Source organism: Planctomyces sp. SH-PL62 (genome assembly GCF_001610895.1).
Lineage (GTDB): Bacteria > Planctomycetota > Planctomycetia > Isosphaerales > Isosphaeraceae > Paludisphaera.
This window is the reverse complement of sequence record NZ_CP011273.1, coordinates 3155896-3182700: the sequence shown is the minus strand read 5'-3', so window position 1 is coordinate 3182700 and position 26805 is coordinate 3155896. Positions and strand designations below refer to the sequence as shown.

At 70.1% G+C, this 26805-nt stretch carries 17 protein-coding genes; 5 read left to right on the top strand and 12 right to left on the bottom strand.

Translation table 11 applies throughout. The features are described from left to right. Positions 1 to 54 precede the first annotated feature (54 nt). From VT85_RS12360 to VT85_RS30020, 5 genes are all read right to left on the bottom strand, one after another. Positions 55 to 270 carry a hypothetical protein gene (locus VT85_RS12360; protein WP_068415375.1) on the bottom strand — a complete coding sequence of 72 codons (216 nt, stop codon included), beginning with the start codon at positions 268 to 270 and terminating at the stop codon, positions 55 to 57. After that, positions 267 to 1022: a hypothetical protein gene (locus VT85_RS12355; protein ID WP_068415373.1), complete on the bottom strand. Its 756-nt coding sequence runs from the start codon at positions 1020 to 1022 to the stop codon at positions 267 to 269. Before VT85_RS12355 ends, VT85_RS12360 begins: the two co-directional genes overlap by 4 nt. A 164-nt stretch (positions 1023 to 1186) precedes the next feature. Further along, complete coding sequence (locus VT85_RS12350; protein ID WP_068415370.1) at positions 1187 to 1459, bottom strand: WXG100 family type VII secretion target; 273 nt, start codon at positions 1457 to 1459, stop codon at positions 1187 to 1189. A 1014-nt stretch (positions 1460 to 2473) separates the two neighbouring features. Then, on the bottom strand, positions 2474 to 2644 hold the full coding sequence (locus VT85_RS26750) for a hypothetical protein (protein ID WP_156512835.1): 171 nt from the start codon (positions 2642 to 2644) through the stop codon (positions 2474 to 2476). Positions 2645 to 3051: 407 nt separating this feature from the next. Further along, a complete protein-coding gene (locus VT85_RS30020) occupies positions 3052 to 3411 on the bottom strand; it encodes a transposase (RefSeq protein WP_068415367.1) in 360 nt (119 codons plus the stop codon). A 465-nt stretch (positions 3412 to 3876) separates the two neighbouring features. On the opposite strand from VT85_RS30020, the gene VT85_RS12335 reads away from it, so the two are divergent. From VT85_RS12335 to VT85_RS12325, 3 genes are all read left to right on the top strand, one after another. Further along, the gene (locus VT85_RS12335) at positions 3877 to 15417 is read left to right on the top strand and encodes a matrixin family metalloprotease (RefSeq protein ID WP_068415360.1); all 11541 of its coding nucleotides are present in this window, start codon (positions 3877 to 3879) and stop codon (positions 15415 to 15417) included. A gap of 70 nt (positions 15418 to 15487) precedes the next feature. Continuing rightward, positions 15488 to 16771, top strand: a complete 1284-nt coding sequence (locus tag VT85_RS12330) for a glycosyltransferase (RefSeq protein WP_082858562.1) — start codon at positions 15488 to 15490, stop codon at positions 16769 to 16771. Between the two features lie 22 nt (positions 16772 to 16793). Next, on the top strand, positions 16794 to 17456 hold the full coding sequence (locus VT85_RS12325; RefSeq protein ID WP_068415358.1) for a PEP-CTERM sorting domain-containing protein: 663 nt from the start codon (positions 16794 to 16796) through the stop codon (positions 17454 to 17456). Positions 17457 to 17740: 284 nt separating this feature from the next. Here the strand turns inward: VT85_RS12325 and VT85_RS12320 are convergent, their stop codons facing one another. Genes VT85_RS12320 through VT85_RS28475 form a run of 5 tightly spaced genes read right to left on the bottom strand, consistent with a single transcriptional unit; the run spans position 17741 to position 22814 of the window. Beyond that, positions 17741 to 19051 (bottom strand): DUF58 domain-containing protein, encoded by a 1311-nt coding sequence (locus tag VT85_RS12320; protein ID WP_068415355.1) that lies wholly within the window; start codon positions 19049 to 19051, stop codon positions 17741 to 17743. A gap of 6 nt (positions 19052 to 19057) precedes the next feature. Beyond that, positions 19058 to 20014 carry an AAA family ATPase gene (locus tag VT85_RS12315; protein WP_068415350.1) on the bottom strand — a complete coding sequence of 319 codons (957 nt, stop codon included), beginning with the start codon at positions 20012 to 20014 and terminating at the stop codon, positions 19058 to 19060. Further along, complete coding sequence (locus VT85_RS12310; protein ID WP_068415347.1) at positions 19992 to 21215, bottom strand: DUF4350 domain-containing protein; 1224 nt, start codon at positions 21213 to 21215, stop codon at positions 19992 to 19994. Before VT85_RS12310 ends, VT85_RS12315 begins: the two co-directional genes overlap by 23 nt. Beyond that, positions 21208 to 21954: a DUF4129 domain-containing protein gene (locus VT85_RS28480; RefSeq protein WP_068415344.1), complete on the bottom strand. Its 747-nt coding sequence runs from the start codon at positions 21952 to 21954 to the stop codon at positions 21208 to 21210. The genes VT85_RS12310 and VT85_RS28480 overlap by 8 nt, the downstream gene beginning before the upstream one ends. A 44-nt stretch (positions 21955 to 21998) precedes the next feature. After that, positions 21999 to 22814 carry a hypothetical protein gene (locus VT85_RS28475; protein WP_068415341.1) on the bottom strand — a complete coding sequence of 272 codons (816 nt, stop codon included), beginning with the start codon at positions 22812 to 22814 and terminating at the stop codon, positions 21999 to 22001. A 210-nt stretch (positions 22815 to 23024) separates the two neighbouring features. Here VT85_RS28475 and VT85_RS12295 point away from each other — a divergent pair, with 210 nt between their 5' ends. Beyond that, complete coding sequence (locus VT85_RS12295) at positions 23025 to 23975, top strand: RDD family protein (protein ID WP_068415338.1); 951 nt, start codon at positions 23025 to 23027, stop codon at positions 23973 to 23975. On the opposite strand, the gene VT85_RS12290 is transcribed toward VT85_RS12295, so the two are convergent. Beyond that, the gene (locus tag VT85_RS12290) at positions 23908 to 24735 is read right to left on the bottom strand and encodes an RDD family protein (protein WP_082858559.1); all 828 of its coding nucleotides are present in this window, start codon (positions 24733 to 24735) and stop codon (positions 23908 to 23910) included. The genes VT85_RS12295 and VT85_RS12290 overlap by 68 nt on opposite strands. Here VT85_RS12290 and VT85_RS12285 point away from each other — a divergent pair. Next, positions 24724 to 25740 (top strand): stage II sporulation protein M, encoded by a 1017-nt coding sequence (locus VT85_RS12285; protein WP_082858558.1) that lies wholly within the window; start codon positions 24724 to 24726, stop codon positions 25738 to 25740. The two genes, VT85_RS12290 and VT85_RS12285, sit on opposite strands and share 12 nt — an antisense overlap. Before the next feature lie 671 nt (positions 25741 to 26411). Here the strand turns inward: VT85_RS12285 and VT85_RS27600 are convergent. Continuing rightward, positions 26412 to 26561, bottom strand: a complete 150-nt coding sequence (locus tag VT85_RS27600) for a hypothetical protein (protein ID WP_156512834.1) — start codon at positions 26559 to 26561, stop codon at positions 26412 to 26414. Positions 26562 to 26805: the final 244 nt, after the last annotated feature.

The window sequence follows — 26805 nt, the reverse complement described above, 5'->3', positions numbered from 1 at the left end:
ATCACGAGGCCGGGCCGGGCGGAAACTGACGGGACAGGGCGTGGCGGCGGCCGGTCAGGCGTTCTCGTCGCAGGCCTTGCGGATCTTGGCCAGGGACTCCGCGAGCTTGTCCATGCCGATCATGGCCCGCTTGGCCAGCCCTTCGACCGGCGCGATGTGGTTCTTCTCGAAGTCCTGGGCCACCTGGTCGGTCCAGGCGTCGGTGGTGACGGCCCACTTCTCGCGCAGGTCCTTCAGCGCGTGCTGCAGGCGGGCGGAATGGCTGCTCATCTCGGGGAAGCCTCCTCCCCCGTCCGCGGTCGGTCCGAGGCGGGCGGGGACGTTCGGTCGGGTCGAGCGGTCGGGTTTCGAATTCGTCTCGGGACGGTCCGGGCAGGCTCAGCGGTCGGCGGCGGCCTCGGCCGGGGGGCGACGTCGGCCGGAGCGGCCGAGGATTCTCCCCCGCCGCCGGACGCGGGCGCGGCGGAGCCGACGCTGGCGCTGGTCCCCGCGGCCGAGCGGGCGGAGCCCCCGAGGGGGTCGAGCCGCTGGGTGGTCGGGGCTTGCAGCGCCAGGTAGTCTTCCAGGGAGCGGACCATCTTCTCCAGCGTCCCCATCGACTTCTCCATGCCTCCGGAGAGGTGGTCGTTCATGGGGGAGGCGCAGGATTTGTACTCGGCGATCTCGTGGTGGAGGATCGGGATCAGCCGCTTGACCACCTGCACCTTCTCCTCGGCCACGTGCAGCTTGCGCTGGGCGAGGCGGAGGGCTTCCTTCTGCTCGGTGTCCGAGATGGAGCTGTTCCCCTTGGCGGTGATCTGCCGCTTGGCCAGCTCGGACCGGGCGTTCATGACGGCTTCCTGACGCTTCTTGACCTGCATCTGCCAGTAGCCGAGCTGGTCGCGTTCCAGCCAGTCGCGCATCCGGCGCAGCTCCATGTCGACCCCCGAGAGGGCGTTCCGGGCCTCCTCCACGAACTTGATCATCGAGCCCTTGAAGTCCCTCAGGGCTTGAACCGACAGAACTCTCGCGTCCTGGCTCATGATGCTGGGTCCTGCAAGTGCGGGGCTGACCTGGGCTGATCAGGACGGGGCCGCCACGGAACGGGCCGACCGCGCAGGGGCGAGGGGGCCGCCGCCCGGTCCGCGTCGACGCCGCCGCGAGCCGATGCGGAAAAAAAGGGGCGAGCCCGGCCGTCCGCCGGCGCTCAACGCTGCTGGAGGTACTCTTCGAGACGCTCGGCCTTCCGGAGAAGGAACGGGATGTGCTGGTTGGTGGTGTCGACGAATCGCTTGACCACCTGGAGCGTCTGGTCGAACTCCTCGACGAACTTGTCGTGTTCGCGGTCGCGCCAGGTCTGGCCCAGGCCCGAGACCTGGCCGTGGATCACGGTCAGCTGGGTCAGGAGATCGTTGTTGAACTGCTTCAACCGCGCGGCGAAGCGGCGGATCTCCTCGGGATTCGCAATGGCTTGGGCCATGACGGGACCTCGTTTCAACGTGGGGGTTCGGATTCGTCACACGGGACGGACACCGGGGCGGAACGCGTCGCCTGAGATTTGTCGGCTTTTATGGTATACGGACTGATAGAGGCTGTAAAGGCTTGCATCGCCCCCCCTTTCGAGTCCGCGGAGGACCTTCCATCATGCGGGAATTGGGCGGTTAACCTCGAGCGAAGGTGTGCAAGACGACGACAGCTCCGGCTCGACTCGTCAGCACGAATCAATTCTCGACGATTCCTTGAAATTTCGAAGCCGACGCGTTCTTGTCCCATCAAACCCGCTTTATCACCGTTTCTCGGGGATAGCGTGTCGGTTACCGTATCAACCGGGTCTCGGCGGCAGCCAGTCGGGCCCCCGCCTGCGGGCTCGACACCTGCCCCTTCGAACATCGTTGGTAAAGGAAGGCAAAGTCTCAAACAAGTGCTCTCCGCCGACCCTCGAGGCGTGTTCTTCCGCATCGCCGAGGCGGGCGAGGCCGGTGGGTCTGAATTCGAGTCGATGGGGGCCGCGCTCGCCACGCGGTCGGGTTGGTGCGTCCCTTCCTCGCAGGCCATCGCGACGTCCTGCAGAAGGATTCCGCCTGCAGGGAGCCCCCCGTCCGGATCCTCGTCTCCTTCGTCGGCGCGAAGTGGTCGGCGGCCTTCGAGCTCGCGTTCCGGCTCGAGGACCTCTTCCGATGAAGGACGACGACCGCTTGCCGCCCACGGGCGGAGGCTCGACGATGCCGTCGCGCTTTGCGACGCCTCTCAAGCATCGCGCGGCTTGAACGAACCGCAACCTGCATCGCGATTTCCCGAGGGATCGAAGAGGCAGGGGAAACCTCAATCGGATCGCGCTGGGACTCGGGGACGGCGTCCCCCACATGATTCTTGCCGCCGAAGGCCCAGACCGGGCCGTCCCGCAGTTCGACGAACCCATAGACGCCTCCCCAGGCGGGCAACTCGGCCGCCCTGGGCTTCCCGGAGTCCAGATCGACGCGGCTCGCGGCCCCCCCTACTCGCCGTAGTCGCCCCCGAGCCAGAGCCGCGCCTTGCGATCGAGCAGTAACCTCGTCGGCCGTGCCTCCGGCGCGAACGTCTTCCCCACCGCCAGGTCGTGGACGATCGCGGAGGGCGCGTCCCGACGGCCGCCGTCGTGATCGGGAGGTCCGTCTGCCCAGGTCACCGCGACGAGGCCCTCCGGACGCAGCCCCGCGGCCGGTCCCCAACCGATCCAACGCGGCGGGGCCGGCAACTCAGCCACGTCGGCCAGCTCAAGCGTCGTCGGGTCGACGCGGCAGATTCGACCGTCGGAGAGGCCTGCGAGGGGGGCTCCGTTTTCGCCGCGTCCCAGGCGAATGACGTCCTGGACGCCGATCCGCTCTCGCACCAACCGCGCGGCCGGCAACTCGACTCGCAGCAGGACGCCGGAGGTCGTCGGCGCGAGCAGGCCGTCGTCGATACGCAGGCCGTCCTTCAGCGAGTTCCGATCGAAACGGGCGGTGTCTTCGACGTCGGCCTCCGTTGAGAGTCGAACTCGGCCGCCTGGTCGATCCGCGACGGCTGCCGTAGAAGGGCGTGGCGAGGTGCCGTTCATCGATCAGCCGCATCAGCCGGAGGTCCTCGAGAGACTCGCGGGCCGGCTCGGCCCATCGCCTGGGGGGCGCGGGCGTCAGCCCCGAGATTTTTTTCGCCCAGGCCAGCTCCATCGGAGCCGCCGATCTGCTCGTAGAGCTCGACCTGGAGCTTCTCGGGGTCGGGTCGGCGTCCCGCCGACCCGTTCTCGAAGATTCGCTCCGGGCCCTCCAGGAGTCGCATCTTCCACTGGCTGATCTGGACCGGATGGACCTGATGTAACTTGGCCGGTTCGGCAATCGTCCCGTCCTGCTTCACGGCCCCCAGGGCGACCTTCGCCTTGAATGCCGCCGAGTGCCGCTTGCGAACACGACCCATGGTTGGGCCTCTGCGGCGATCCCCCAAGAAAAACTTACCAATATGTCTCAAAACCAGCCCCCACCATTCTGTTGGCAAAAACCCTGAAAGATCTGTTTTTGGTTGCGTATTGAAATAGCCTCATCGAACCAGATAGATTCCAACGCCTGACTGACGACACGGCATGATGATTATCTCCATGATGGAGTCCAGGCACGCTCCCAGGATGAAGCGCCTTTCTTCTTAGGTCAGGGCCTCGGCCGGCGTCGTGTCGGCCGGAGATGCCCCATCGGCCCCAATGATCGGCGACGACGTCGATCGCTCGCATGACTCGGATCGGCCGCGCCCCTCCGTCCCGCCGCCCCGGACTTAGACCGTCCTCGGACGGCCGCGGGCGGGCCTGCGCCCGCGGCGCGCCTCGTCGATCGCCCGGACGACCTGCTCCCCACACCAAGACCCGACTTCATCGATCGAAGGAGCGAAGACATGCCCCGCCCCCCCCGCCGTCGCCGCGCCGCCGTCCGCCAGTTCGGCCACGTCCCCTCGATCCAGTCGCTGGAGCGGAGGCTGTTGCTGGCGGACGGCTCGGTCTACAGGCTGACCGCCGCCGCCCCCACGGCGCTGATCGCGGCCTTCGAGGTGCCGGCGACGGCGGCCGGGATCACCCTGAAGCTGGCCAAGCCGACCGCCGGGGCTACGGACTACGTCCGGGTCTCGATCGGCGACGTGGCGACGGGGGTGCAGCTCGGGACGTTCTCGCTGGCGACGGCGTCGACCACGGCCGCGGCGATGTACGTCCCGATCCCGTCGGCGTTGCGGGGCCGGACGTTGCCGCTCCGCTTCCAGTTGGTCTCCGGCGCGGCGACGCCGACGGCGACGGCGGAGATCTCGGCGCTGGACACGGCGGCCGACCTGGTGGGGCCGAACAAGGACCGGACCGCGGCGCTGACGCAGGGCGCCGCGGCGCTCGGCCTGCTGTTCGACGACCTGGGGCGGGCCTCGGCCTTCTCCCAGGCCTTGCCGCTGAAGGGGGCGTCGGGCGGGACTCTCGCGTTCTCGGACCTTTTAAGCGTCCCCGACGCCCTGAGGGCGTCGATCGTGCGGGGGGTGCAGCAGTACCTGTCGGCCCAGGCCGCGCCCACGGCGGCCGGCCTGGCGGAGTTCCTGCGGGGGCAGGCCCCGGCGGGCTACTCGTTGAAGTTCGACGCCCTGACGGCGACGTCGAACGACTCCGAGGTCCGGTTCGCGGTCAAGCTGACGCTCACGCGGACCACGACCGGCCTCACGCCCGACCTGGGCGACTCGGCCGCGTCGCTGGGCCTGACGCTCGACCCGGCCCTGAAGGTCTCGGCGACCGCCACGATGACGGCCGACCTGGCGTTCGGCGTCAAGCTGATCGACGGCCGGGCGCAGGCCGACTCGTTCTTCTTCCGGATCGACGCCCTGGGGACGAGCGTCAAGGTCGACGTGGCGAACATCGCGGCGGCGGCGAAGGTCGGGCTTCTGGCCGCGACGACCTCGGCCGGCAAGGTGTCGGTCTCGGCGGCCGTCGCCGCCGCGCCGCCGGCCGCGCTGAAGGGCGTGGACCTCGGCCTGAAGCAGGTCCAGTCGCTGTCGGCCGCAGATCTGCTGACGCTGACGCCTTCGGGCTCCTACACGATCGACATGCCGATCACGGCCTCGATCGGGACGGCGAGCCCGCTGTCGGCCCGCTACACGATCGCCAAGTCGGCCCTCTTCTCGACCGCCGCGCCGGTCGTCACCTCGACCGGTTTCCCCTCGCTGACCCGGTTCACCAACCTGACGACTCAGGACGTCGTCGACATGTTCGACATGCTCGACGCCTGGCTGGGCGGACTCCAGACGTCGAGCCTGTTCGCGTCGGCGGTGCCGTTCGTGCGGGGGATGGACCTCGGGACGGCCCTGGACTTCCGCTCGGCCTTCGGGTCGAGCTACCTGTCGAAGGTGGTCGACGCCGCGGGGAACGCCCGGTTCGGCTCGATCCAGGAGATGCTGGCGGCGATCGGTGCGACCGCGGGCGCGAGCTACACGTCGACCTCGTCGCTCCTGTTCCCGGTCCAGCTGACGCAGGACCTGGCGACCCTCGCGGCCGCGGGAGTCGACCTGGGGAAAGGCCTCGGGAACCTGGCCGTGGCGAGCGCCTCGGCGACGAAGACGACGGTGGCCCGGAGGGTGGCCGCGACGTTCACGCTGGGCATCGACCTCCAGCCGCTGGGCCAGGGCGTGACGGTGGCGGCGTCGACCAACCTGACCGCGCTGAACGGCGGCAAGGGGGTCGCGCCGTCGGGCGACGCGATGGCGATCGGCGTCCGCCTCGCCGATGGGACCCTCCTGACGATCTCGCTGGCCGGGGCGGTCACCCTGGGCGACGTGGCGACGAAGATCTCGGCGGCGTCGCCCGCGAAACTCCAGGCGGCCGTCGACGCGGTCGGCAAGCGGCTCACGCTCACCGACCTGACCAGCGGCGCGGGGGACCTGCTCGTCCAGACCTCGGGGACCTCGCTGGTCGCCGTGGGCCTGGGCCTGGCGGGTCGCAAGGCCGCGCCGAGCGGGACGACCAGGGTGCTGCAGGGAGCCCCGCTGCACGGCGACTCCATCGCCAACCACGTCTATTTGCTGGCCGACTCGGCGACGACCCCGGCCCGGCTGACCGGCTTGGCCACGGCCACGGCCACGGGCGTCACGGCGGAGGCCTCGCTGGGGCTGGCGGGCGTGGGCGTGGCGAACGGGACGGCCTCGGCCTCGGCGACGTTCACGCTGCTGCTCAAGGACGTCGCGCCCGCCAATGGCCGGGTCACGCTCGCCGAACTGGCCGACTCGATCGACACGGCGGCCGCGACGGCCACGCTGAAGGGCCAGGCCCGGTTCGACCTGCCGGTGACGGCGCGGCCGGCCGGGTTGCTGCCGACCGCCGGGGGTGCCTCGATCGTCTCGATCGACTGGAACGACCCCTCGCTGTTCCTGGCCGACGGGACGACGTCGAGCGGGCAGCCTCTCGCGACGAACGCGACGACCAGCCTGACGTACAACGCGCCGGCGTCGCGCCTCAAGACGCTCTCCGGGCTCTCCTATGACGCGATCGAGGCCGGGCTCCGGTCCCTGGCCGGCTATTTCAGCGGCCCGAAGGCCCTGAACGCGCTGAAGACCCGGCTGCCGCTGGTCGACCTGGACTTCGGCGAGCTGCTGGGGCTTGGCGCGAAGTTCGAGGCGTTCGCGGCGAACCTGAGGGCGTCGGCGCCCGCCTCGCTGGCGGACCTGGCGGCGAACCTCCAGGCGGCCTTCGACACGCCGGGCGCGACGGTGAAGATGACCTGGGACGACTCCGCGACCGCGCCGGCGCTGAAGTTCTTGTTCGTCTTCACGACGTCGGCGAGCGACAGCCGACCGATCAGCCTGAGCCTGCCCGGGGGCCGTTCGCTGTTCGACGCCTCGCAGTCGTCCAACCTCCAGGTGAGCGCGACCGCGTCGGCGACCGTGAACTTCGGTCTCGACCTGACGACCCCCGCGGCGCCCAAACCGTTCCTGTACGACACGACGAAGCTCACTCTCACGGCCGCGATCCGGTCGTCGGCGATCAACTTCGCGGCCAGCGTCGGGCCGATCGGCGTCTTCGTGCACGACTCGGCGACCAAGACGGCCGTCGCCACGTTCGACGCCGACGGCCTCCCCGGCGGCACGCCGGCGAGCTACACGCTCACGTTCCCGAGCGTTGCGGGGGGGCGGTACTACCTCAGCGGGAACGTCGTCGGCTCGGCCGTGCAGGCCCTGGTAGGTGCCGCCCGGGCGACGCTGCCTGTCTTCTACCCGGTCCGCACGGTGGAGCTGTCGAAGCCGGTCGAGCTCTCCTATAACCTGGCGACCGGGGCGACGACCCTGACGACGCCGTTCGACTCGGGACTCCCCGCGATCGACCTCGGCGCGAACCTCGACGGGCTGGTCGACGCCCTGTTCGACGGCCTGACGAAGCTCAAGACGAACCTGGCGCAGCAGCTCAAGCAGTTCAACATCCCGATGATTGGGTCGCGGGTCACCGGCTCCCTGACGTTCCTCGACGAGTTCCGCGACGCGGTGACCGACGAACTGCGCAACCGGTCCGGGACTCTGGACCTCAACGCGGTGAAGGCCGCGCTGACGGCCGTCCTGGGCTCGTCGGGGCTGAACTGGGCGGGGAGCAGCGTCAAGTCGGCCATCCTGCTGCCCGACGGCTCGGCCGAGTTCAAGCTGGACCTCAAGCGGGCCTTGAAGGCGCAGGCCGGCGACCTGAACTTCGACCTGGGCCTACCGGGGCTGGGGCTCAAGCTGAACAACGCGAGGGTGTCGTTCCTGGCCGGGTTCGAGTTCGCCCTGGGCTTCGGCCTGAGCAAGTCCGGGGGCTTCTACATCATCAGCGACCCGGCTGCGGACGAGCTGAAGGTGACGGCCTCCGCCGAGGCCTCGGCGTTCGACGCGACCGGCGAGCTGGGCTTCTTCAAGGTGCGCGCCGCCAAGCCGACGAACAAGGTCATCCGAGCCGGGGCGACGTTCGTCGTCAACCTGAAGGATCCCAGCGGGACGGACAACCGGATCACGCTCCCCGACCTGGCCGGGGCCGGGATCGGCCGGCTGCTGGCCGTGGGGTTCGGCCGGGACGCCCTGGGGCGAGACAGCGGCGTGGACGTCAACCTGGCGCTGCAGCTGGGCTTCGCCAGCGCCAACATCCCCGCCCTGGCGACGACCCTCCAGGTGAGCTGGCCGTTCGGGCAGCCGGTCGCCGGGACCAACCCGCTGGCCGGTTCGCCGAAGGTCAAGTTCGGCGACGTGAGCCTCCAGCTCGGCGAGATCTTCCGTGGCACGATCGGCCCGGTCCTCGCGAACATCTCCAAGACGATCGCGCCTCTACAGCCGATCATCAAGATCCTGACGCAGCCGATCCCGGTGATCTCGGACCTGATGGAGCAGCCGGTGACGCTGGCCGACCTGGCCAAGATCTTCGGCCACGGCGACATGGCGGACTACCTCTACGCCGCCAAGCGCGTCGGCGACCTGTCCTCGCTGATCGCCTCGGCCGCGTCGAGCAACAGCATCAACCTGGGGAGCTTCAACTTCAGCCTCTCCACCAGCGCCACGAACCTCACGGGCGTCTCGTACGCCGCGACCCCGCCCTCGCTGACGCCGGTCCAGCAGGCCAGCGGGAACCAGAAGCAGTTCTTCAGCGGCGGGGGCTCGGACAACGCCGGGCTGGTCTTCCCGCTGCTGGAGAAGCCCGCCTCGGTCTTCGAGCTGCTCCTCGGCCGGCATGTCGAACTCGTCGAGTTCGACATGCCGAAGCTGGACGTGGAGTTCTACTACAAGCAGTTCTTCCCGATCATCGGCCCGCTGGGCGCCCAGGTGAACGGCCGGGTCGGCGCGTCGGCGAAGTTCGGCTTCGGGCTGGATACCGCTGGATTCGCTGGTGGCGGGAAGCTCCTGGACGGTTTCTACGTCAAGGACCTGGACTCCGGCGGCGTGGACGTGGCGGAGGTGGAGTTCTACGCCTCGATCGCCGCCGGGGCGGAGCTGAACCTGGGCATCGCCTCGGGCGGCGTCGAGGGGGGGATCCACGCCGAGATCGACTTCAACCTGCACGACTACGACGCCGACGGCAAGATCCGTCTCTCCGAGTTCAAGAAGAGCCTGGACCTGGGCCCGATCCACATCTTCGACGTCTCCGGGGCGATCGACGTGGGCCTGACGGCGTACGCCGAGGTGGACGTCTGGCTGTGGTCCGAGCGCTGGGAGTACTCGATCGCCAGCCGTCGGCTCCTCGACTTCAACATCAAGCGGCCCACCGCCGCGCTGGACGCGCCGGCGTTCGATCCCGGGCAGGTCGACGCCTCGGGCCGGCTCGCCCTGAGGACGAGCGCGGAGGACGACGCCTACCGCATCCTTCCGGGCGCCCGCGACGGCGAGATCCTGATCCAGACCCGGGGCCAGGAGTTCACCCGGGCCGGGGTCAAGACGCTCTACTTCGACGGCCAGGCGGGGTATGACTCGATCTTCGTCGACCCGAGCGTCAGGCTCCTGTCCGGCGGCGCGCTGACGCTCATCGGCGGGGCCGACGACGACGAGCTGACCGCCGGCGGCCCCTGGGCCGCCACCCTGCAGGGGGGCGCGGGCAACGACGTCTTGACCGCCGGATCGGGGACGACCCTGATGGACGGCGGCGACGGGGCCGACCAGCTCACGGCCGGGGCCGGCGCGGTCACCATGAACGGCGGCCTGGGCGACGACCAGCTCGTCGCCGGGACCGGCGCGGCCCGCATGGACGGCGGAGCCGGCAACGACTACCTGATCGCCGGGACCGGCCCGGCCACCCTGATCGGCGGCCTGGGGGACGACCAGCTCACCTCGGGCGACCGGCCGACCTCGCTCGACGGCGGCGACGGCCACGACACGCTCGTCGGCGGGGCCGGGAATGACACCCTGGTCGGCGGCCTGGGCGACGACCTCCTCCGGGGCGTCGGCGGGAACGACCGCCTCGACGGCGGGTCCGGCAAGGATCGGATCTTCGGCGGGGCCGGCGACGACAGCCTCATCGGCGGCGACGGCGACGACTCGCTGACCGGCGACGCCGGCAAGGACACCCTCCTGGCCGGCGCGGGGAACGACGTCCTCAACGGCGGCGAGGGGGACGACCTGCTCACCGGCGGGATGACCCTGGTCGGCGGAGCCGGCAACGACGTGATGACCGGCGGGGTCCTGCTCATGGGCGGGGCCGGCGACGACAAGATCACCAGCTCCCCCACGCTCCCCTCGACGATCATCGGCGGCGCCGGCCGCGACACCATCGCGGCGGGCTCCGCGAGCGACGAGATCTGGGGCGACGACACGCTCCCCGGCGGGGCCTTCGCCGACGTCGTCACGGCCGGCGGCGGCAACGACATGGTCGTCCTCGGCGGCGGGGGCGACTGGGTCGACTCCGGCGCGGGCGACGACCTGATCTACGCCGGCATGCGGACGGCCGACGACCCCGCGGCGGTCGCGAGCGCCACCGTGCTCGGCGGGGCCGGCTCGGACACCGTCTTCGGCGGCGCCGGGGCCGACCTCATCGACGTGGGCGACGGGCAGAACTACGTCCGGGCGAACGCGGGGAACGACACGATCACGTCCGGCTCGGGGAACGACACGATCCTCGGCGGGCTCGGCGACGATTCGATCACCGCGAACGCCGGCGACGACTCGCTCGAAGGCGGCGACGGCGCCGACCGGCTCTTCGCCGGGCTGGGGAACGACGTGGTCGACGGCGGCCGCGGCGCGGACCTGATCCTGGGCGGGCCCGAGTCCGGCGGCCCGGACGCCGACGTCCTGATCGGCGGCGCCGGGAACGACACCATCATGGGCGGGGCCGGCAACGACGTCCTCGCGGGCGACGACGGCGCGCCCTACCAGGGCCACGGCGGGGCGGCCTCCGGCCCCGACGCATACGGCGCCGACCTGATCTCCGGCGGGTCGGGCTTCGACCTGATCTACGGCCAGGGGGGCGCCGACACGCTCTACGGCAACGACGGCGCCGACGAGATCTACGGCGGCCTGGGCAACGACTGGCTCTACGGGGGCCGCGACAGCGACGTCCTCGAGGGGAACGACGGCGCCGACAAGCTCTACGGCGGCACCCACGCCGACGTCCTGAAGCTGGACGTCGACCAGACGTACGTAACCTCCGGCGACGTCTTCGACGGCTACGGCGGCAACGGCCGGGTCATGGACGCCGCCGGCGTCCTGCGCGATGAGCCCGTCCTCGCCGCCGACAACGACCGCCTCACCGCGACCGACGTCCTGATGATCGCCGGCACCGCCGGCAACGACAAGGTCACGATCAGCACCCCGTCGACCGACCTGACGAAGCTGACGGTCGTCTTCAACGGCAAGACGACCACCTCCACCTGGAAGGCCGCCGACGGCGTCCCGCTGGTGCGGCAGATCCAGGTCTCCGGCCTCGCCGGGGACGACCTGATCGACATGTCGGCCCTCAACGCCAGCGGCCTCCAGGTCGCCGCCGGCAACCAGTACGTCGTCGGCCTCTTCGGCGGGGCCGGCAACGACACCCTGATCGGCTCCTCGGGCCCCGACCAGATCTACGGCCAGGCCGGGAGCGACTCCATCTCCGGCGGCGCCGGCAATGACCGCCTCTGGGGCGACGGGCTCGGCGGCGGCGACGCGCCGGGCGACGTCAACCGGATCTTCGGCGGCGCCGGGGACGACGACCTCATCGGCGGCCAGGGCGCCAACCACCTCCACGCCTGGTCGAAGGACCCCACCGCCAGCGGGAGCAAGCCGTACGGCGTGTTCAAGGACGCGACCTACAAGGCATTCGAGGACACCGGCTTCGACCGCATGCTCGGCGGCCCCAACGCCGACGCCTTCTACGGGGCCGGCAACGTCGCGTTCATGTACGGCAACGGCGGCCTCGACGTCATCTACAACCAGGACGGGACGCGGTCCTCGGCCGAGGACACGACCGCCAACCCCGACCAGTGGAAGGACCAGGCCCGCAAGAGCGACCGCGTCTGGTACCTCCCGGCGTCCGACGGCAAGGACCGCATCCGCGTCGAGAACGACGGTGCCCAGCTCATCGTCCAGATCCAGCAGGTCGGCCGCACCGGCTCGACCCTCTGGCGGACGTACCGGATCGGCGACTTCAGCTGGGTCGGCCGCGCGGCGTCGGCCGACCAGTTCCGCGCCGATGCGGTCGCGACCCCCGGCGGCTACGTCGCCGGCGGGGCGGAGGGGGGCCTGTTCGACAAGTCGCCCGGCTGGGCCGGCGCGTCGGCCGGCCCGGACCTCCTGAGCAACTACGACGTCATCCTCATCGACGCCTTCAAGGGGGACGACGAGGTCCTCGTCGACGTCGGCGTCTACAAGGCGGTCTGGATCGACGGCGGCGCCGGCAACGACAAGATCACGATCAACGCGGCGCGGGTCGTCGTCCCGGACCAGTACGAGAAGCTCCAGGACGTCTGGGGCGTCGGGGCCAACGACACGGCGGCCGGGGCCTCGGACCTCGGCCGGATCGCCGCCGGGATCCGGTACGCCAACCTGACGATCCACAACGGACAGGCGCCATCCGACGTCGACTACTACAAGTTCGTCCTGGGGGCGACGCCGGCCGCCGGCGACCGGGTGGCGATCCCCGGCTGGCTCCGCTCCGACAACCTGGTGCTCAAGCTCTACGAGTCGGCTTCCCAGGCCCTGGCCAGCCCGACCCGGACATCTTCGGGCGGCGTCCTGAGCCTGGCGGGCCTGACCGCGGGCAAGACCTACTGGATCCGCGTCGCCTCCAACGGCGACCCGACCAGCAAGGTGGGCCGCGCGGGGGTCTACGACCTCGACTTCACCGTCGGCGGCTCGGCCTCGGGCTTCAACGTGGTCGACCTCACCAACGCCGGCCCGCCCGACAATCGCAGCGTCATCATCGGCGGGGCCGGCAACGACACCCTGACCGGCGGCGGAGGGGCCGACTGGATCTTCGGCGGGGCGGGCGACGACGTGATCCGGGGCGGCGACGACGGCATGGCCATGGACTTCCTCCTCGGCGAGTCCGGTTCCGACGTCTTCCTGATGGACCCCACGCGCCTCCCCGGCGGCACCACCGTCGGGACCTTCGTCGACGGCGACATGATCGACGGCGGCGCCGGCTTCGACTACGACGTCGTCCGCTACGTCGGCGCCGCGACCGACGAGTGGGCGGCCTTCGGCTACGACGAGGCCCACCAACTCTACAAGTTCACCCGGTACGCCCGGGACGAGGAGTGGGGGGGCTGGCTCTACGACGCTTCCGGCCGGCTCGTCCAGGACTATTACTTCTTCAAGGCCGCCCGGGTCTACGCGATCGAGTTCGACCTGGGGGACGGCGCCGATTATTTCACGGCCAATCCGTCCGGCTACCAGATGGCCGACGGGGCCACCTACGGATTCAACGCGTCGACCACCGCGCCGGTCACGGGCGTGACCGTCTACGGCGGCTGGGACGACGACACGATCCACGGCAGCGGCGGGTCGGATTCGCTCTACGGCGACGAGACCAGCGCCGGGCGGCCCGGATACGGCGACGACCTGATCTACGGCTACGGCGATTACGACTACATCGACGGCGGCGACTGGAACGACACCCTCTACGGGGGCCTCGGGGCCGACAACGTCAACGGCGGCGACGGCGACGACGTGATCCACGGCGATGAGGGCAACTACGCCACCGGCGCCGGCGACTGGCTCTACGGCGGGGCCGGGTGGGACACGATCTACGGCAACGGCGGTGACGACTACATCTCCGGCGAGGACGGCGCCGATTCATTGATGGGGCAAGACGGTGGCGACACGATCAGCGGAGGCGAAGACAACGACCGGATCTGGGGAGGTATCGGCTCCGACTCCATCTCGGGCAACGACGAGAACGACTACCTCATCGGCGACGACGGCGGGGCGGAGGGGGCGTCCGACGGCGCCGACAGCCTCTACGGCGGCGACGGCAACGATTCCCTCTTCGGCCAGGGCGGGGCGGACTACCTCAGCGGACAGGCCGGCGAAGACAGCCTCAGGGCGGGGAGCGGCAATGACACCGCCTACGGCGGATTCGGCAACGATCAGATCTACGGCGAGGGTGGTAACGACTCGCTGACCGGCGACAACGGCGGCGCCTACGACTTCTCCGACGGCAGCGACTACATCGTCGGCGGCACCGGACGCGACACCCTCTGGGGTGGCGGCCGCGACGACGAGCTGATCGGCGACGAAGGCAGCAGCAGCGCCGGCGAGGCCGACTCGTTGGGCGGCGAGGAGGGCAACGACACCGTCCGCGGCAACGGCGGCGACGACACCCTGACCGGGAACATCGGCGACGACTGGCTCTACGGCCAGGACGGCCGGGATTCCCTCTCCGGCGGCGAGGGATATGACTACCTCGGAGGCGGGGCCGGCGACGACACGCTCCATGGAGGAGACGACGACGATCGGATCTTCGGGGACGAGGGGGCCGACCTAATCACCGGGGGAGACGGCTGGGACTACCTGGTCGGGGATAACGGAGGCAGCGAACGCTCGACCGACGGGAAGGACACCATTTCGGGGAACGCCGGCAACGACGACATCTTCGGGCAAGGCGGCGCCGACTCGCTCATGGGCGGGGACGACGACGACTACATCACCGGCGGTTCCGGGCAGGACCGCATGTGGGGGATGGACGGCAACGACCGCCTCTACGCCGCGGACCGGGAGGCCGATTACGTCGACGGGGGCAACGGCAGCAACGACGCGGGGTACCGCGACTGGATCGTCGCGTACGACGGGAGCGGGGTCGACAACGTCCAGAACTTCGAGATCTACCCGGCCGTCGCGGCGAGCGAGGCCGCCGGCGGGACCAACACCGCGTCGCTGAGCGGGGAGGCGTTCCAGAGGATCGTCGACTCGGCCATCGCTTACTGGGCCGCGGCCGGGGTCGCCCCCGGGGCGCTCGACGCCCTGCGGCGAGTCGCGTTCAGGGTCGAGGACCTGGAGGGCTCCGCACTGGCCGGCGGCGGCGCGGGGGAGATCGTCCTGGACCACGACGCCGCCGGCCACGGCTGGTTCGTCGATCCCACGCCGGGCGACGCCTCAGAGTTCGCCCCGGGGGCGGTGGACGTCGGCCAGAAGGGCCGGGTGGACCTGCTCACCGTCGTCCTCCACGAGATGGGCCACGTCCTGGGCCTCGACCACGTCGACGACCTGGGCGCGGTCATGCAGGGCCAGACCTTCCCCGGCGTCCGGCGGACGCCGACGGCCGCGACGATGCCGGTGGTGATCATGCCGGGAGTCGCGGAGCGGCAGACGATGATCACGCCGCCGGCCCCGGCGCAGGCGGGGGTCCGGGTGTTCGCGGCCGGACGCGGCCGATTCGCCCGGCTCGCGGCGGCCCGCCAGGAGGTCCTCGACGGGGCCGTTTTCAGGCGGATCCGGCCTGCTCGCGACGCGGCCGGCTCGACGGCCTTGAACTGGCGGCGCCTCCGCGGAAAATGACAAGCCGACGGGGCCCCCCGCCCCGCCCGGCGCGGGCCGGGGGGCCCCGGACGCCCGACCGGAGTCCCGGATGCACGTCTTGTTCGTCCACCAGAACCGCCCCGCCCAGTTCGGGCACGTCGCCCGTCGGCTGGTGCGGGACCACGGCTTCCGCTGCACCTTCCTGTCGCAACGCCCCTCCGGCGTCGATCAGGGCGTGGAGATGATCCAATATCACCTCAAGGGGGGCGCCACCAATCACAACCATTACTGCACGCGGAGCTTCGAGAACGCCGTCGGCCACGCCCACGCGGTCTACGAGGCGTGCAAGGCGGCCGCCGACCTCCGCCCCGACCTGATCGTCGGCCATAGCGGCTTCGGCTCCACCCTCTTCCTCCGCGAGCTGTGGGACGCCCCGATCGTCAACTACTTCGAATACTACTATCGGCCCCACGGCAGCGACCTGGACTTCCGCCCCGACGCCCCGCCCGCCGAACTGGACGTCCTCCGATCGCACTGCCGCAACGCCATGATCCTGCTCGACCTCCAGAACTGCGCGGCGGGCTACAGCCCCACACGATGGCAGCGGAGCCTGTTCCCCGCCGAATACCAGGGAAAGATCCGGGCGATCTTCGACGGCGTCGACCTCGACCTCTGGCGTCGGCGCGACGGCCTCCCGCGCGCAATCAACGGCCGGGCCGTCCCCCCGGGGACCCGGATCGTCACCTACGTCTCGCGCGGCTTCGAGTCGATGCGCGGGTTCGACGTCTTCATGAAGGTCGCCAGGCGCGTCTACCTCGAACGGCCCGACGTCCTGTTCGTCGTCGTCGGCAGCGACCGCGTGGCCTACGGCGGCGACATGCGACGGATCCAGGCCAAGACGTTCCGCCAGCACGTGCTGGAACAGGACGACTATGACATGTCGAAATTCGTCTTCACCGGGACCATGCCGTCGGACGACCTGGCGCGGACCCTGTCGATGGGCGACGCCCACGTCTACCTGACCGTGCCGTTCGTGCTGTCCTGGTCGTTGTTCAACGCCATGGCCTGCGGGGCCGTGGTGGTGGGCTCGGACACGGGGCCGGTCCGCGAGCTGGTGCGACACGAGGAGACGGGCCTGCTCGCCGACTTCTTCGACGTCGACGGCCTGGCCCGCCAGGTGTTGCGCGTGCTCGACGACCCGGCCGGACACCGTCGGCTGGGCGAGGCGGCCCGACGCCGGATCGAGGAGGAGTACTCCCTCGACCGCATCCTGCCCCAGTTGCTCGATCTGTACGACGCCACCCTGGGACGCGCCGAGGCCGGTCAAAGGCCGATGCGGGCGGATGATCCGGCCGTCCTCCCGTCGCCCCGAGCGGCTTCCGTATCCCCCTGACCCCTATCGAACGGAGCGACCGATGCGCAAATGGCGGCTCAGGCGGCTGGCGGGGCTCGCGCTGGCGGGGATTGCGGCGTGGGCGTCCGCTCCCCCCGCCCGAGCGGAATCATCCCTGGCCTTGACGTTCGCCGGCGGGTCGATGAACAGGACTTCCAGCAATCTCATGGCCGGGTGGCGCTTCGCGCTCGATCGGACGATCGACGTGGACGGGCTGGGGGTGTGGGACTATCTCGGAGACGGCCTGGCGCAGGACCACCTGGTAGGGATCTGGACCGACGACGGGAGGATCCTCGGGTCCGGACACGTCAAAGCCGGGACGGCCGATCCCCTCGAAGACGGCTTCCGCATGGTCTGCACGCCGACCATCACCCTCGCCAAGGGCTCGACGTACCGCATCGCAGCGTTCTACGACCTCGACAACACGGACGCCCTGATCACGGTCAACGCCGCTGCGACCGCCGCGCCCGGGATCTCGTTCCTGGGCAGGGCGTTCGAGTTGTACTCCGGCGGCTTCGCTTTCCCCAGCGGGATCAACGACCTGGCCCCCGCCGGGAATTTCGGCCCGATGTTCCGCTTTCGAAGCTCATCGGCCGTGCCGGAACCAGCCGGCCTTCTCCTGCTGCCGATCGGTGGAGGCGGGGCGTTCCTCCTTCGCCGGAAATTTCTCGCCAGGAGCCTCTAGTGGGTCACTTGGCTCGCCTATGGCCATAACGCTACTCGGCATGTCAACATCGGCGGTCTCTGATCCCACGGAGGCCGCCATGTCGCGTAAGAAGAAGGGCCCGCTCCGCGAGCTGACCGAGCCGGAGCGGCGGCCCCGACGCCGTTCGTCTGGGGCGGCAAGCGGGCGACACGACGCCGACGTCGGCGCGAACGTCGGCACAACCTCGGCGGCTCGGGGGCCTGCTCCCGCTGCCCGGTCCGCAGAAACACCGACTTACCGCCACAGGCGAGCCAAGTGACCCACTAGAGCATGTTGCGGCGCTTGAGGTCGAGATATCGCTCGATGGCGCGGGAGGCGACCTGATCGGCTCGCGAATCCAGCACCTCGACTCCCGATCGGCGAAGCTCCTCCAGGAGCACGGTACGCTCCTGCATGAGGCCGGCCGCTACGCCCACGCGGTAGAGCTCCTCGGCGTCGCGAGGCTCACGCAGCTCGTTTTCTTCGAGGGTCTCGTCGGCGATCGTCACGACGAGGAACCGGTGGCGCTGGGTCAGCACCTTGGAGTAGAGCAGCATGCGGCGGGCCGCCTCGATGACCGTGACGTCGGTCAGGAGGATGCAGAGCGTCCTGCGCGAGGTGCGCTTGGCGGCGAGGGTCAGGGCGAGCTCGAAGTTCGGCTCGACCAGGCGGGGTTGTCTCGCGTAGAGCCCTTCGACCACCGCGTTCAATTGGGTTTGTTCTCGGCGGGGGTGGAGATACAGGTCGATCTGGTCGGCGAAGACCATGAGGCCCAGATCGTCCCCCTGCCCCAGGGCGGTGCGCGTGAGCAGGACGGCCGCCTCCAGCATCGCGTCGAATTTCGTCCGGCTGCCGCAGAAGGTCGTCAGCGCGCGGCTGGAATCGACGAGGATCATCACCTGCTGGTGACGCTCGACCTCGAAGTTGCGGCTGATCGGCCGGTTGAGCCGGGCGGTCGCCTTCCAGTCGACCCAGCGGATGTCGTCCTGAGTGCTGTATTCGCGCAGCGACTCGAAGGACGTGCCGGTGCCGCGCCAGCGGAATCGATGGCTTCCGGCCTGCCTCAGCAGGGCACGACGCTCGGCCAGCTCGGCGGCCCGGGCGTTGGCGAAGCGGGGCATGCAGCGGACCTCGTGGCGGGCCGGAAGGCGCTTCTGCGCCCAGGCGAGCCCCATCGGGCCGAGGACGCGGTAATCCAGGTCCCCGAACGCGGTCGGGCCGCGACGGGTGGGGATCAGCTCGTAGTCATGGGCCGTGCGAGAGCGGGGCGGGGCCTGCACCGCGAGCACGGCCGGGATCGCTCGAGAACCCTCGGGCGGACGATCCGAGAGGAGGAGCCGGACCGGGGCGTTGGCGCGGTTCTCGACCGTCAAGGACACGCTGTCGGGCTGATCGACGTGGAGCTGGTCCGGCGCGCGGCGGGTCAGGCGGATCGGGAGGCGGCGGGCGACCAGGCCGTCCACGATCATGGCCGCCAGGAGCAGCCCCGCGAGCGCCCACGCGGCGCCGACCCCCGCCGGATCGCCTCGGCTTATGAGGATCGCGACGAGCGGGGTCGCCGCCAGCCACATCATTCGTCGGGTGGGGATGATCATGGCGCGCTAACGCGGCACCTCCACCTGGCCCAGGGTCCGAGCCAGGACACGGTCGGGCGTCTCGGCCGCCACCTGGGCCTCGGGCGTGAGGAGCAGCCGGTGCCGGAGGACGGCCGGGGCCACCGCCTTCACGTCGTCGGGCGTCGCGAACTCGCGGCCCTCCATCGCGGCGCGGGCCTTGGTCATCAGGAGCAGGTGGACGGCGGCCCGCGGGCTCGCGCCCACCTGGATCTGAGGCGAGGTCCGGGTCGCACGAACGACCTCGCCCAGGTAGCGCAGGACCTCCGGCGCGACCTTGATCCCCACCAACCCGCGGCGGACGGCCAGCACCTCCTCCGGGTTCGTCACCGGGGTCAGCTCGGCCTGCGTCGCGCGGTGCAGATCCTGGCCGGCGTCGTACGCCCGGAGGATTTGCAGCTCCTCGTCGAGGCTCGGGTAACGGAGCAGGATCTTGCTCATGAAGCGGTCGACCTGGGCTTCCGGCAGGGGATACGTCCCCTCGTACTCGACCGGGTTCTGGGTCGCCAGCACCGTAAACAGCGGCGGCAGCGCGTAGCTCTGGACGCCGAGCGACACCGCTCGCTCCTCCATCACTTCCAGCAATCCGGCCTGGGTCTTCGGCGGCGAGCGGTTGATCTCGTCGGCGAGCAGGATCGTCGTGAAGACCGGGCCCTTGCGCAGTTCGAATGATTGGGACGCAAGCTGGTAGACCTCGGTGCCCAGGATGTCGGCCGGCATCATGTCCGGCGTGAATTGGATGCGCTGAAACTCTGCGTCGAAGAGCCTCGCCAGCCCCTTCGCCAGCAGGGTCTTGCCCAGTCCGGGGACACCTTCGAGCAGGACGTGGCCTCCGGCGTAGACCGTGGCCAGGAGTTGCTCCACCACGTCGTCCTGGCCGAAGAAGACCCTTCGCAGGCCGTCCTTCAGGCGCATGGCGTGTTCATGAAACCGTTCGAGTTCCATAGAGTCGCTTTCTTAATTGGACGAGCCCCGCCACCAGACGGACGGCCTCGCGCGGGGCCGCGGGGCGACTTCCGGACCTGACGTAGGCGTCGGCGGCCTCGAGGAGCGCCGCGGCGGAGGGGTCGTGGCCGCCCGAGGCGCTGACGAGGTGGCGAAGTCTCGCGGCCACGGCCTCGACGGCGAGCGGCGCGGCCCTCGCCCGCTCGTGGAGCTGCGCGACCGCGTCGATGTACTCCTGAGCCGTCCTCCGCTCCGGCCCTTCATACCTTTCGGCCGGCCTGAGTCGGACGTTTCGGCCATAGTAGTACAGGAGCGCCCAGGCCAGTGCAAGCCACAAGAACGCCGGGGCTCCGGGCAGGCCGAGCAGGTACGTGAGGAACGACTCGGCCCGTCCGTGACCGTGGCGATACTCGTCGATCGCCAGACTCCCGCCGCCGATCTCCCGGCCGAGGATCGCCGCCAACACCCTCGCGTTCTCGCCCGAGTCGAGCCCGGCGTTGGCCCATGCGAACGGGTCGAGCAGGACGTAGCACGAACCGAGGCCGACGGGGATGCGGTACAGCACGCCGCCGCGGGCGTCGCCCGCGAGCTGCACGGGGACCGACCGAGAACGCTCGTCCCCGCCGGCCGACGCCCAGCGAGGGCCCTCGCGTTCGATGGTGAGCGAGCCGTCGTCGGTCACCGAGCTCTCGACCGTTTCGGGGCGGTCGTCCACCGAGCGGCCCAGGAGGGTCGAGGCCGCGTTCGGGAGTGCCGACACGGCGGGGTCAACCTCGCGGAGCTTGTCGGAAAAAAGGTCCTTCCTGAGCGGCTCCGGCAGGTCGCGGGGGGCCCCGGTCACGACGATCAGGGAGTTGCCACGCTCCAGCCAGTCGCGGATCGGCCGCCAGCCTTCGGGCTCCATCGTCTCATCCGCCGGCGACCAGGGGCCGTCGCCCATGGTGATGACGACGTTCCCCGACGGCGAGGGCAGGGTCTCGGAAGCCTCGGCGATCGGGACTTCCAGCAACGTCGCCGGAAGGCCCATACGCGCGCACCAGCGGTAAAGGCCCGAGGCACCGCCCGTCCCGTTGTCGTAGGCGCATCCGGAGAGGGGCGTCCGGTACGAGACCTTGAGCCGCTCCCCGAGGGACGCCAGGGCGAGCACGCTCGCCGCCAGGATCGCCGGCAAGAGCCAGCCTCGCCGCTTCGAGTCATCCAAGGCCGAAAGCCTCCCCATCGATCGGCGCAGCGCAGAGGCGGATCGACTCTTCCGCCTGCTCGCGGCCGGCCGGTTCTCGGCCGTACCAGGCCCGTTCATAGATCCGCGCGAGGCGGCTGAATCGCTCGGCCAACTCGGGGCGAGGGCGCAGCTCCGCGCGGTATTCGCGGTTGGTGCGGGTCGCGTCGTAGCGGAGCAGGCCCCGCTGCTCCAATGCGGCGATCATCGCCAGCAGGGCCAGGCGGATCGCATCCGCGTGGCGGCTTGCGTCCAGGGCCCGCATGGCCTGCTCGCGGAGGTCGGAAGCTGCGGCGAGGGTTTCCGACGAGACGGCGCCGGGTCCGGCGAGCGGGGCGTCGCGGTCGGCCCGCCGCACGAAGAACTGGACGAGCTTCCACGCCGTCCAGGCGAGGATCGCCGCGGCGAGGAGCCAGACGAGGATCGTACCCCCCGACGATTCGCCGACGACGCGGCCGAAGAGCAGGCGGAAGATCGCGCCGATCACGCCCCGCACGAGGTCCCAACATCGGGCGAGGGCGTCCAGGACCGCGATCGCGACCTTCCCGAGCCAGGGAGCCTCCGGCGTCGTCCCGGGCTCCAGGCGCTTCCACCAGAAGTCGACGTCCTGCATGACCTCCCGGGCGAGGCGGACGGGGTCGCTCGGCTCTGGCACGGCGAAGGCCGCGCCCAGGAAGCCCGTCGAAGCCGGGCTCGCAGGTCTCCGGGGCGAAGCCGGCATCTCGTCGCTCCTCTGCCGGGAGGCGGCCCGGCGAACGCGCCGCGTCAGGACGAGACCCTGGCGCGATAGGCGGCGATCCGCCCCTTCAGGTCCTCTCCCTCGCGGACGCTCCGGATGTCGTGATACACGAGGGTCAGCGAGATCCACCACGTCACGGCGACGGCGGTCAGGAGTGCGGCGATCGAGACCGTCTCGAAGACCCAGAGATGATCCATGATCAGCCGCCGCCCCTGGGAGTCCACGAGATTGGCCCCCAGGGCCGCGGTCCCCACGACCAGCCGCGGGAGGGCGACGAACCCGCCCAGGACGACGCCCATGCAAAGGTAGAGCAGCCCCATGAGGGTCACGCTCAGGTCTTCGCGGAGGATCTTGCGGGTCCGCCGGAAGATCCGGCGGTCGTCCTCGAAGAGGGCGACCAGCGGCGTGAGGCAGGTCCTCGGCCAGACCACGAGCAGAGGGAGGCCCAGCAGGAGCAGCGAGCCCAGATAGAGCAGCGACAGCTTGATCACGAGGGCCGTCAGCCGTCCGGCCCGCCGGCCGCACCAGGCGAAACACTCCCACGCGGTGACCGTCTCCCCCTGCGCGGCCTTCCAGGCGAACACGGCGCATGGGAGGGGAAGCGTGGTGAAGAGGAGCAGCCCCAGGAACGGGATCACCAGCCATCCGGCCAAGAAATTGTAGGCGGGGGGGACGTCCCAGTTCCGCCAGATCATCACGAGCAGCACGCCCCCCGAGATCACGGCCGTGAGCGTCGGCAGGGCCAACCGTCCCACGACGTCGAGATGATCGTGGATGCACCAGAAGGCGCAATCGGTCTGGATGAGGATGCGACGCAGCATCGAAGTCTGGGGGCGGGGCATGAGGCACGTTGCTCTCGAAGCGTGACGAACCGGCGCATCATCGGCAAACCTACTTGCGCCGCGGGTGTATTGTACCGACAGGGCCTTGTCCTGCAAGCATCCAGGCGTTCTGAATGAACGTCACTTCAGCCCTTGGCTGCTTGCATGTATAAATATCACCGCTTATAGTGTCCCGGACCTCCAAATCCCACCCCCGTCGAGGAGATCCAGATGAGTCAGGCCGTCGAACAACCCGTGCAGAAGGCCGAAATCGACCCCTACGAGATCGGCTGGTACATCGAATCGGCCGACGAGGAGACCTACGGGCCGGTCTCCCGGGACACCTTGAGCCGCTGGATCCTGGATGCGACCATAACCCCGAACACGCTGGTCCGCCATTGCACCCAGCCCGAGGCCAAGCCGCTGGCCGACCAGCCCGGGCTCCGGGACCGGCTCCCCCTCGATCAGGTGAAGGCCGGCGTCGGCGACCGCCTGGAAGGGGCCTGGCCCCGCAAGAGTCGGGAGCGTTTGGCGTTGGCGGAAGGCTCCGCCCCGTGCGCCCGGCACAACCGGCCGGCGACGCTCGTCTGCGTCCGCTGCCACGCTCCCTATTGCGACAAGTGCCGGATGAAGCCCTTCAAGAGGGCCTACTTCCTGTGCCGACGCTGCCAGTCGAGCCACTACAACCGGCGGGCGGGCGCCCTGATCCTGGACACGGTCCTCCTCGTCTACATCCCGATTTTCGCCATTGCGTTGGGGGTGGCCGCCATCGGGATGGAACCGGATCGGGCGGCGTTGTTCATCAACCTGGCGTCCCTGCTCCTGTTCGTGCTGATCCTCCTGCGGGATTCGCTCTTCGGCGGGGCCAGCCCGGGCAAGCGCGCCGTGGGCCTTCGGGTGGTGCGGTCCGCCGACGGCGTCTCGCCGCTGACGAACGGACAAGGTGTCGTCCGCTGGTTGAGCCAGTTCATCCCATTCTTCAACCTGTACGACGTGCTGGTCCCGTATCGCGATCCCTTGTTTCGCAGGATCGGCGACCGTTGGGCGAAGACCCGCGTGTTGGACTCGCCGTCGAAGCTCGCCAAGGTCCGCGCCGACGTCGCCCGCAGGCTCCTCAAGAAGGGAGTCCAGCCTCCTCGGGAGGTGGGTACGACCATGGAGGACCTGGCTCGACTTGCCTGACGATCGAGGCGAGGAAGCCCTCGAGCCCCTGCCCGGTGCGGGGCTCGAGGCCGCTCGACTCGCGGACCAGCTCGGCGAGCTCGGCGGCGATCTCCTGCCGGGGCCGAGGGACCATCTCTTCCCTCGACCGCAGGTAGATCCCCACGAGCCCGACCACCTCGCTCGGCACCGCCGCGAGCGCCGCGGCCGGCAGCGGGGGCTCCGCCTCCGAATCGGAGGACAGGTCCGGCAGGAGCGAGTCGGTCTCGACCGGCTCCTGGTAGACGACGAGGGTGCCGGCGACCAGGTCGCCCAGCCGCTGGCTGTCGCGCGTCAGCAGCAGGCTGACCAGCCCGACGCCGTAGAAGAACGGCAGGAAGTCGACCGCCCGGAGCAGGTTGCGCAGCAGCGTGTCGAAGAGGCGGAGCGCGTAGCCGCCCTGCCGGATCACCCGGACGTGCAGCATCCGCTTGCCGGGCGTCTGGCCGTTCCAGAGCCACTCGAAGAGGATGAAGTAGCCGTTGTAGAGGGCGAAGACCATCAGGACGGCGATCGCGGCGGCCCATTGCTTGCCGTCCTCTCCCAGGCCGCTGAGCAGGACCGCCACCCCGCTCACGACCAGGTTGACGCCGAGCTGGCCGGCGACGGCCATGGCGAAGAAGTCGATGAGGTAGGCCGCGGCGCGGCTCCCCGGGCCCGCCAAGGCGTAAGACAGCTCGATGTTCTCCGGGGTGCGGACCGTCAGCACGCGTTGGGCCAGAGGCGTTCGATGATCGTTCATGAGTTCATCCGCTCGCGTAGAGATTCATGGGCCCGGCTCCAGGCGTTCCTGGAGCAGGTCCGCCGCCTGACCCTGGCTCGGGTGCCGCTCGAGGCCTTCCGCGAGGGGAGTTCGCTGTACCGGGAGGCCGTCGCGGACCTGGCGTACGCCCGCATGCAGTTCCCCGACCATCCCGTCGCCAAGGAGCTAGGCCGCCTCGTCGGCCTGGCTCACAGCATCCTCTATCAATCGGGGCGGCCCAGGTCAAGCAATTGGATGGACTTCTGGCGACGGGACTGGCCCGCGAGCGTCCGGGCCGCCTCCGGGCCGATCCTCCTGGCCACGGCCGTCTTCTGGGCCGCCGCGGTCGTGGGGTTCGTCCTCACGGCGCAGAACCCCGCGCTAGAGCGGTTCTTCATCAGCGAGTCGATGCGCGACGCCATCGCCGCGAAACGGCTCTGGACCGAATCGCTGGCGAAGACCGCGCCGAACTCCGGCGCGAACATCGCCGTGAACAACATCAGCGTCTCGCTCCTCGCCTGGGCGCTGGGCGTCTCTTTCGGCGTCGGCACGGCCTGGCTCGTGGTTTTCAACGGGGTGATGCTCGGCGCCATCGCGGCGGCCTGCCTGCGGGCGGGTATGCTCGGGCCGCTCGCCGAATTCGTGGTCGGCCACGGATCTCTGGAACTGCCCGCCATCTGGATCAGCGCCGGTGCCGGGCTGCTGATGGCAGACGCCATGCTCTTTCCCGGCCGCTACGGCCGGCGCGACGAGCTTCGGCTGAGGGGGCGGGCCTCCGTCAAGATCATGGTCGGGGTCGTCCCGCTGCTCCTGGTCGCCGGCGCGATCGAGGCGTTCATCTCACCCAGCGACGCTCCGGGAGCCTACAAGGCCCTCCTCGGCCTCGGCCTCGGCCTCTCCTTGCTGGCCTATATCATGATCGGCGGGGCTTCGCAGCGAGGCGAGGACGCGGTCGACGAATTCTCCTCGCCTCGCCTCGAGGGCCGTGGCCCCGGGGCGGCCTGACGGTAACCGTTCACGTCCCGGCGGGGATGAGTGAGGGCGGCTCGCCGCCTGAGCGATGGGCGGAGACGGCTTCGACGAGGGAGTCGAGCAGGTCGCGGCCCTGGGGGCGGCAGGATTCAACGGTCGTGAGGATCCGTTCGACGAACCGCGCCCGGCCCCCGAGCGGTGCCGAAGCTGGTCCTCCGCCAGCAGACGGCTGACGCAACCACCGTGCGACGGGTTGTTCGTCGGTTCGACGTCCTCGCCCTGGGCGGACATACACGCCGATGCCTCGACCTTGAGAACTCCCCGACAGGTCGCCGCCGTCTCAGTCGAGCCGCTCTCCACTTCTCGCCTCGAGAGCGTCCGCACCTCGCGGCGCAGCCGAGGCAAGATCTTCGTCACGAACGTCGGGCGCGTCGTCGCGGAGCTTCGACCAGGCCTCGAGAAGCCGTCGGAATCCATCTGGAAGTGTTCGCCGGCCGCCGAACCGGCGGAGCCGCCGTCGATCATCGCCCAGAGGCCGTGACAGACTCAACCTCACCTCGTCTTCCGTGAGCGAGGACGAGCTTGGCCGACTGGAAGCCCTGAGCCTGCGGGGCTCCTCCTCGCCGTCCGGCCGCCGATGGATAAAAAATGGGACGAGGACCCCGACGACGGCCGAAGCCGACGTCGGGGTCCTCGCCTGGAAATCAGCGCCGCCCGGGGCGGAATCGGATGTCGCCGCCGGCCGCGAAGGCCGCCAGGAAGGCCGGCCAGCTCTGGCCCGCGGCCCCGACGATCGCGGCGAGGACCAGACCCCCGTTGAGGCAGGCCACGCTCAAGTTGTTGCGCGCGTTCAAGGTCGACGACCTCACGGCTGGAGCCTCACGTCTGAGGGTTTCGGGACGGCTCGCCCGCGCCGGCCGGGGCCCGCAGCCCGGCGATCGGGCGGCTGACGGTGGGTGCCTCCGGACCGGCGACGCCGAACCGCCCGCGGACGAGCTCGCCCGCGTCCACGCGCCGCCGGTCGCAGTCGGACCGACGCGCGCAACGCGGCAGTCGGTTCGCGTCCGGCCGGTGGACTGAACTGGACCTCGGCCCCCG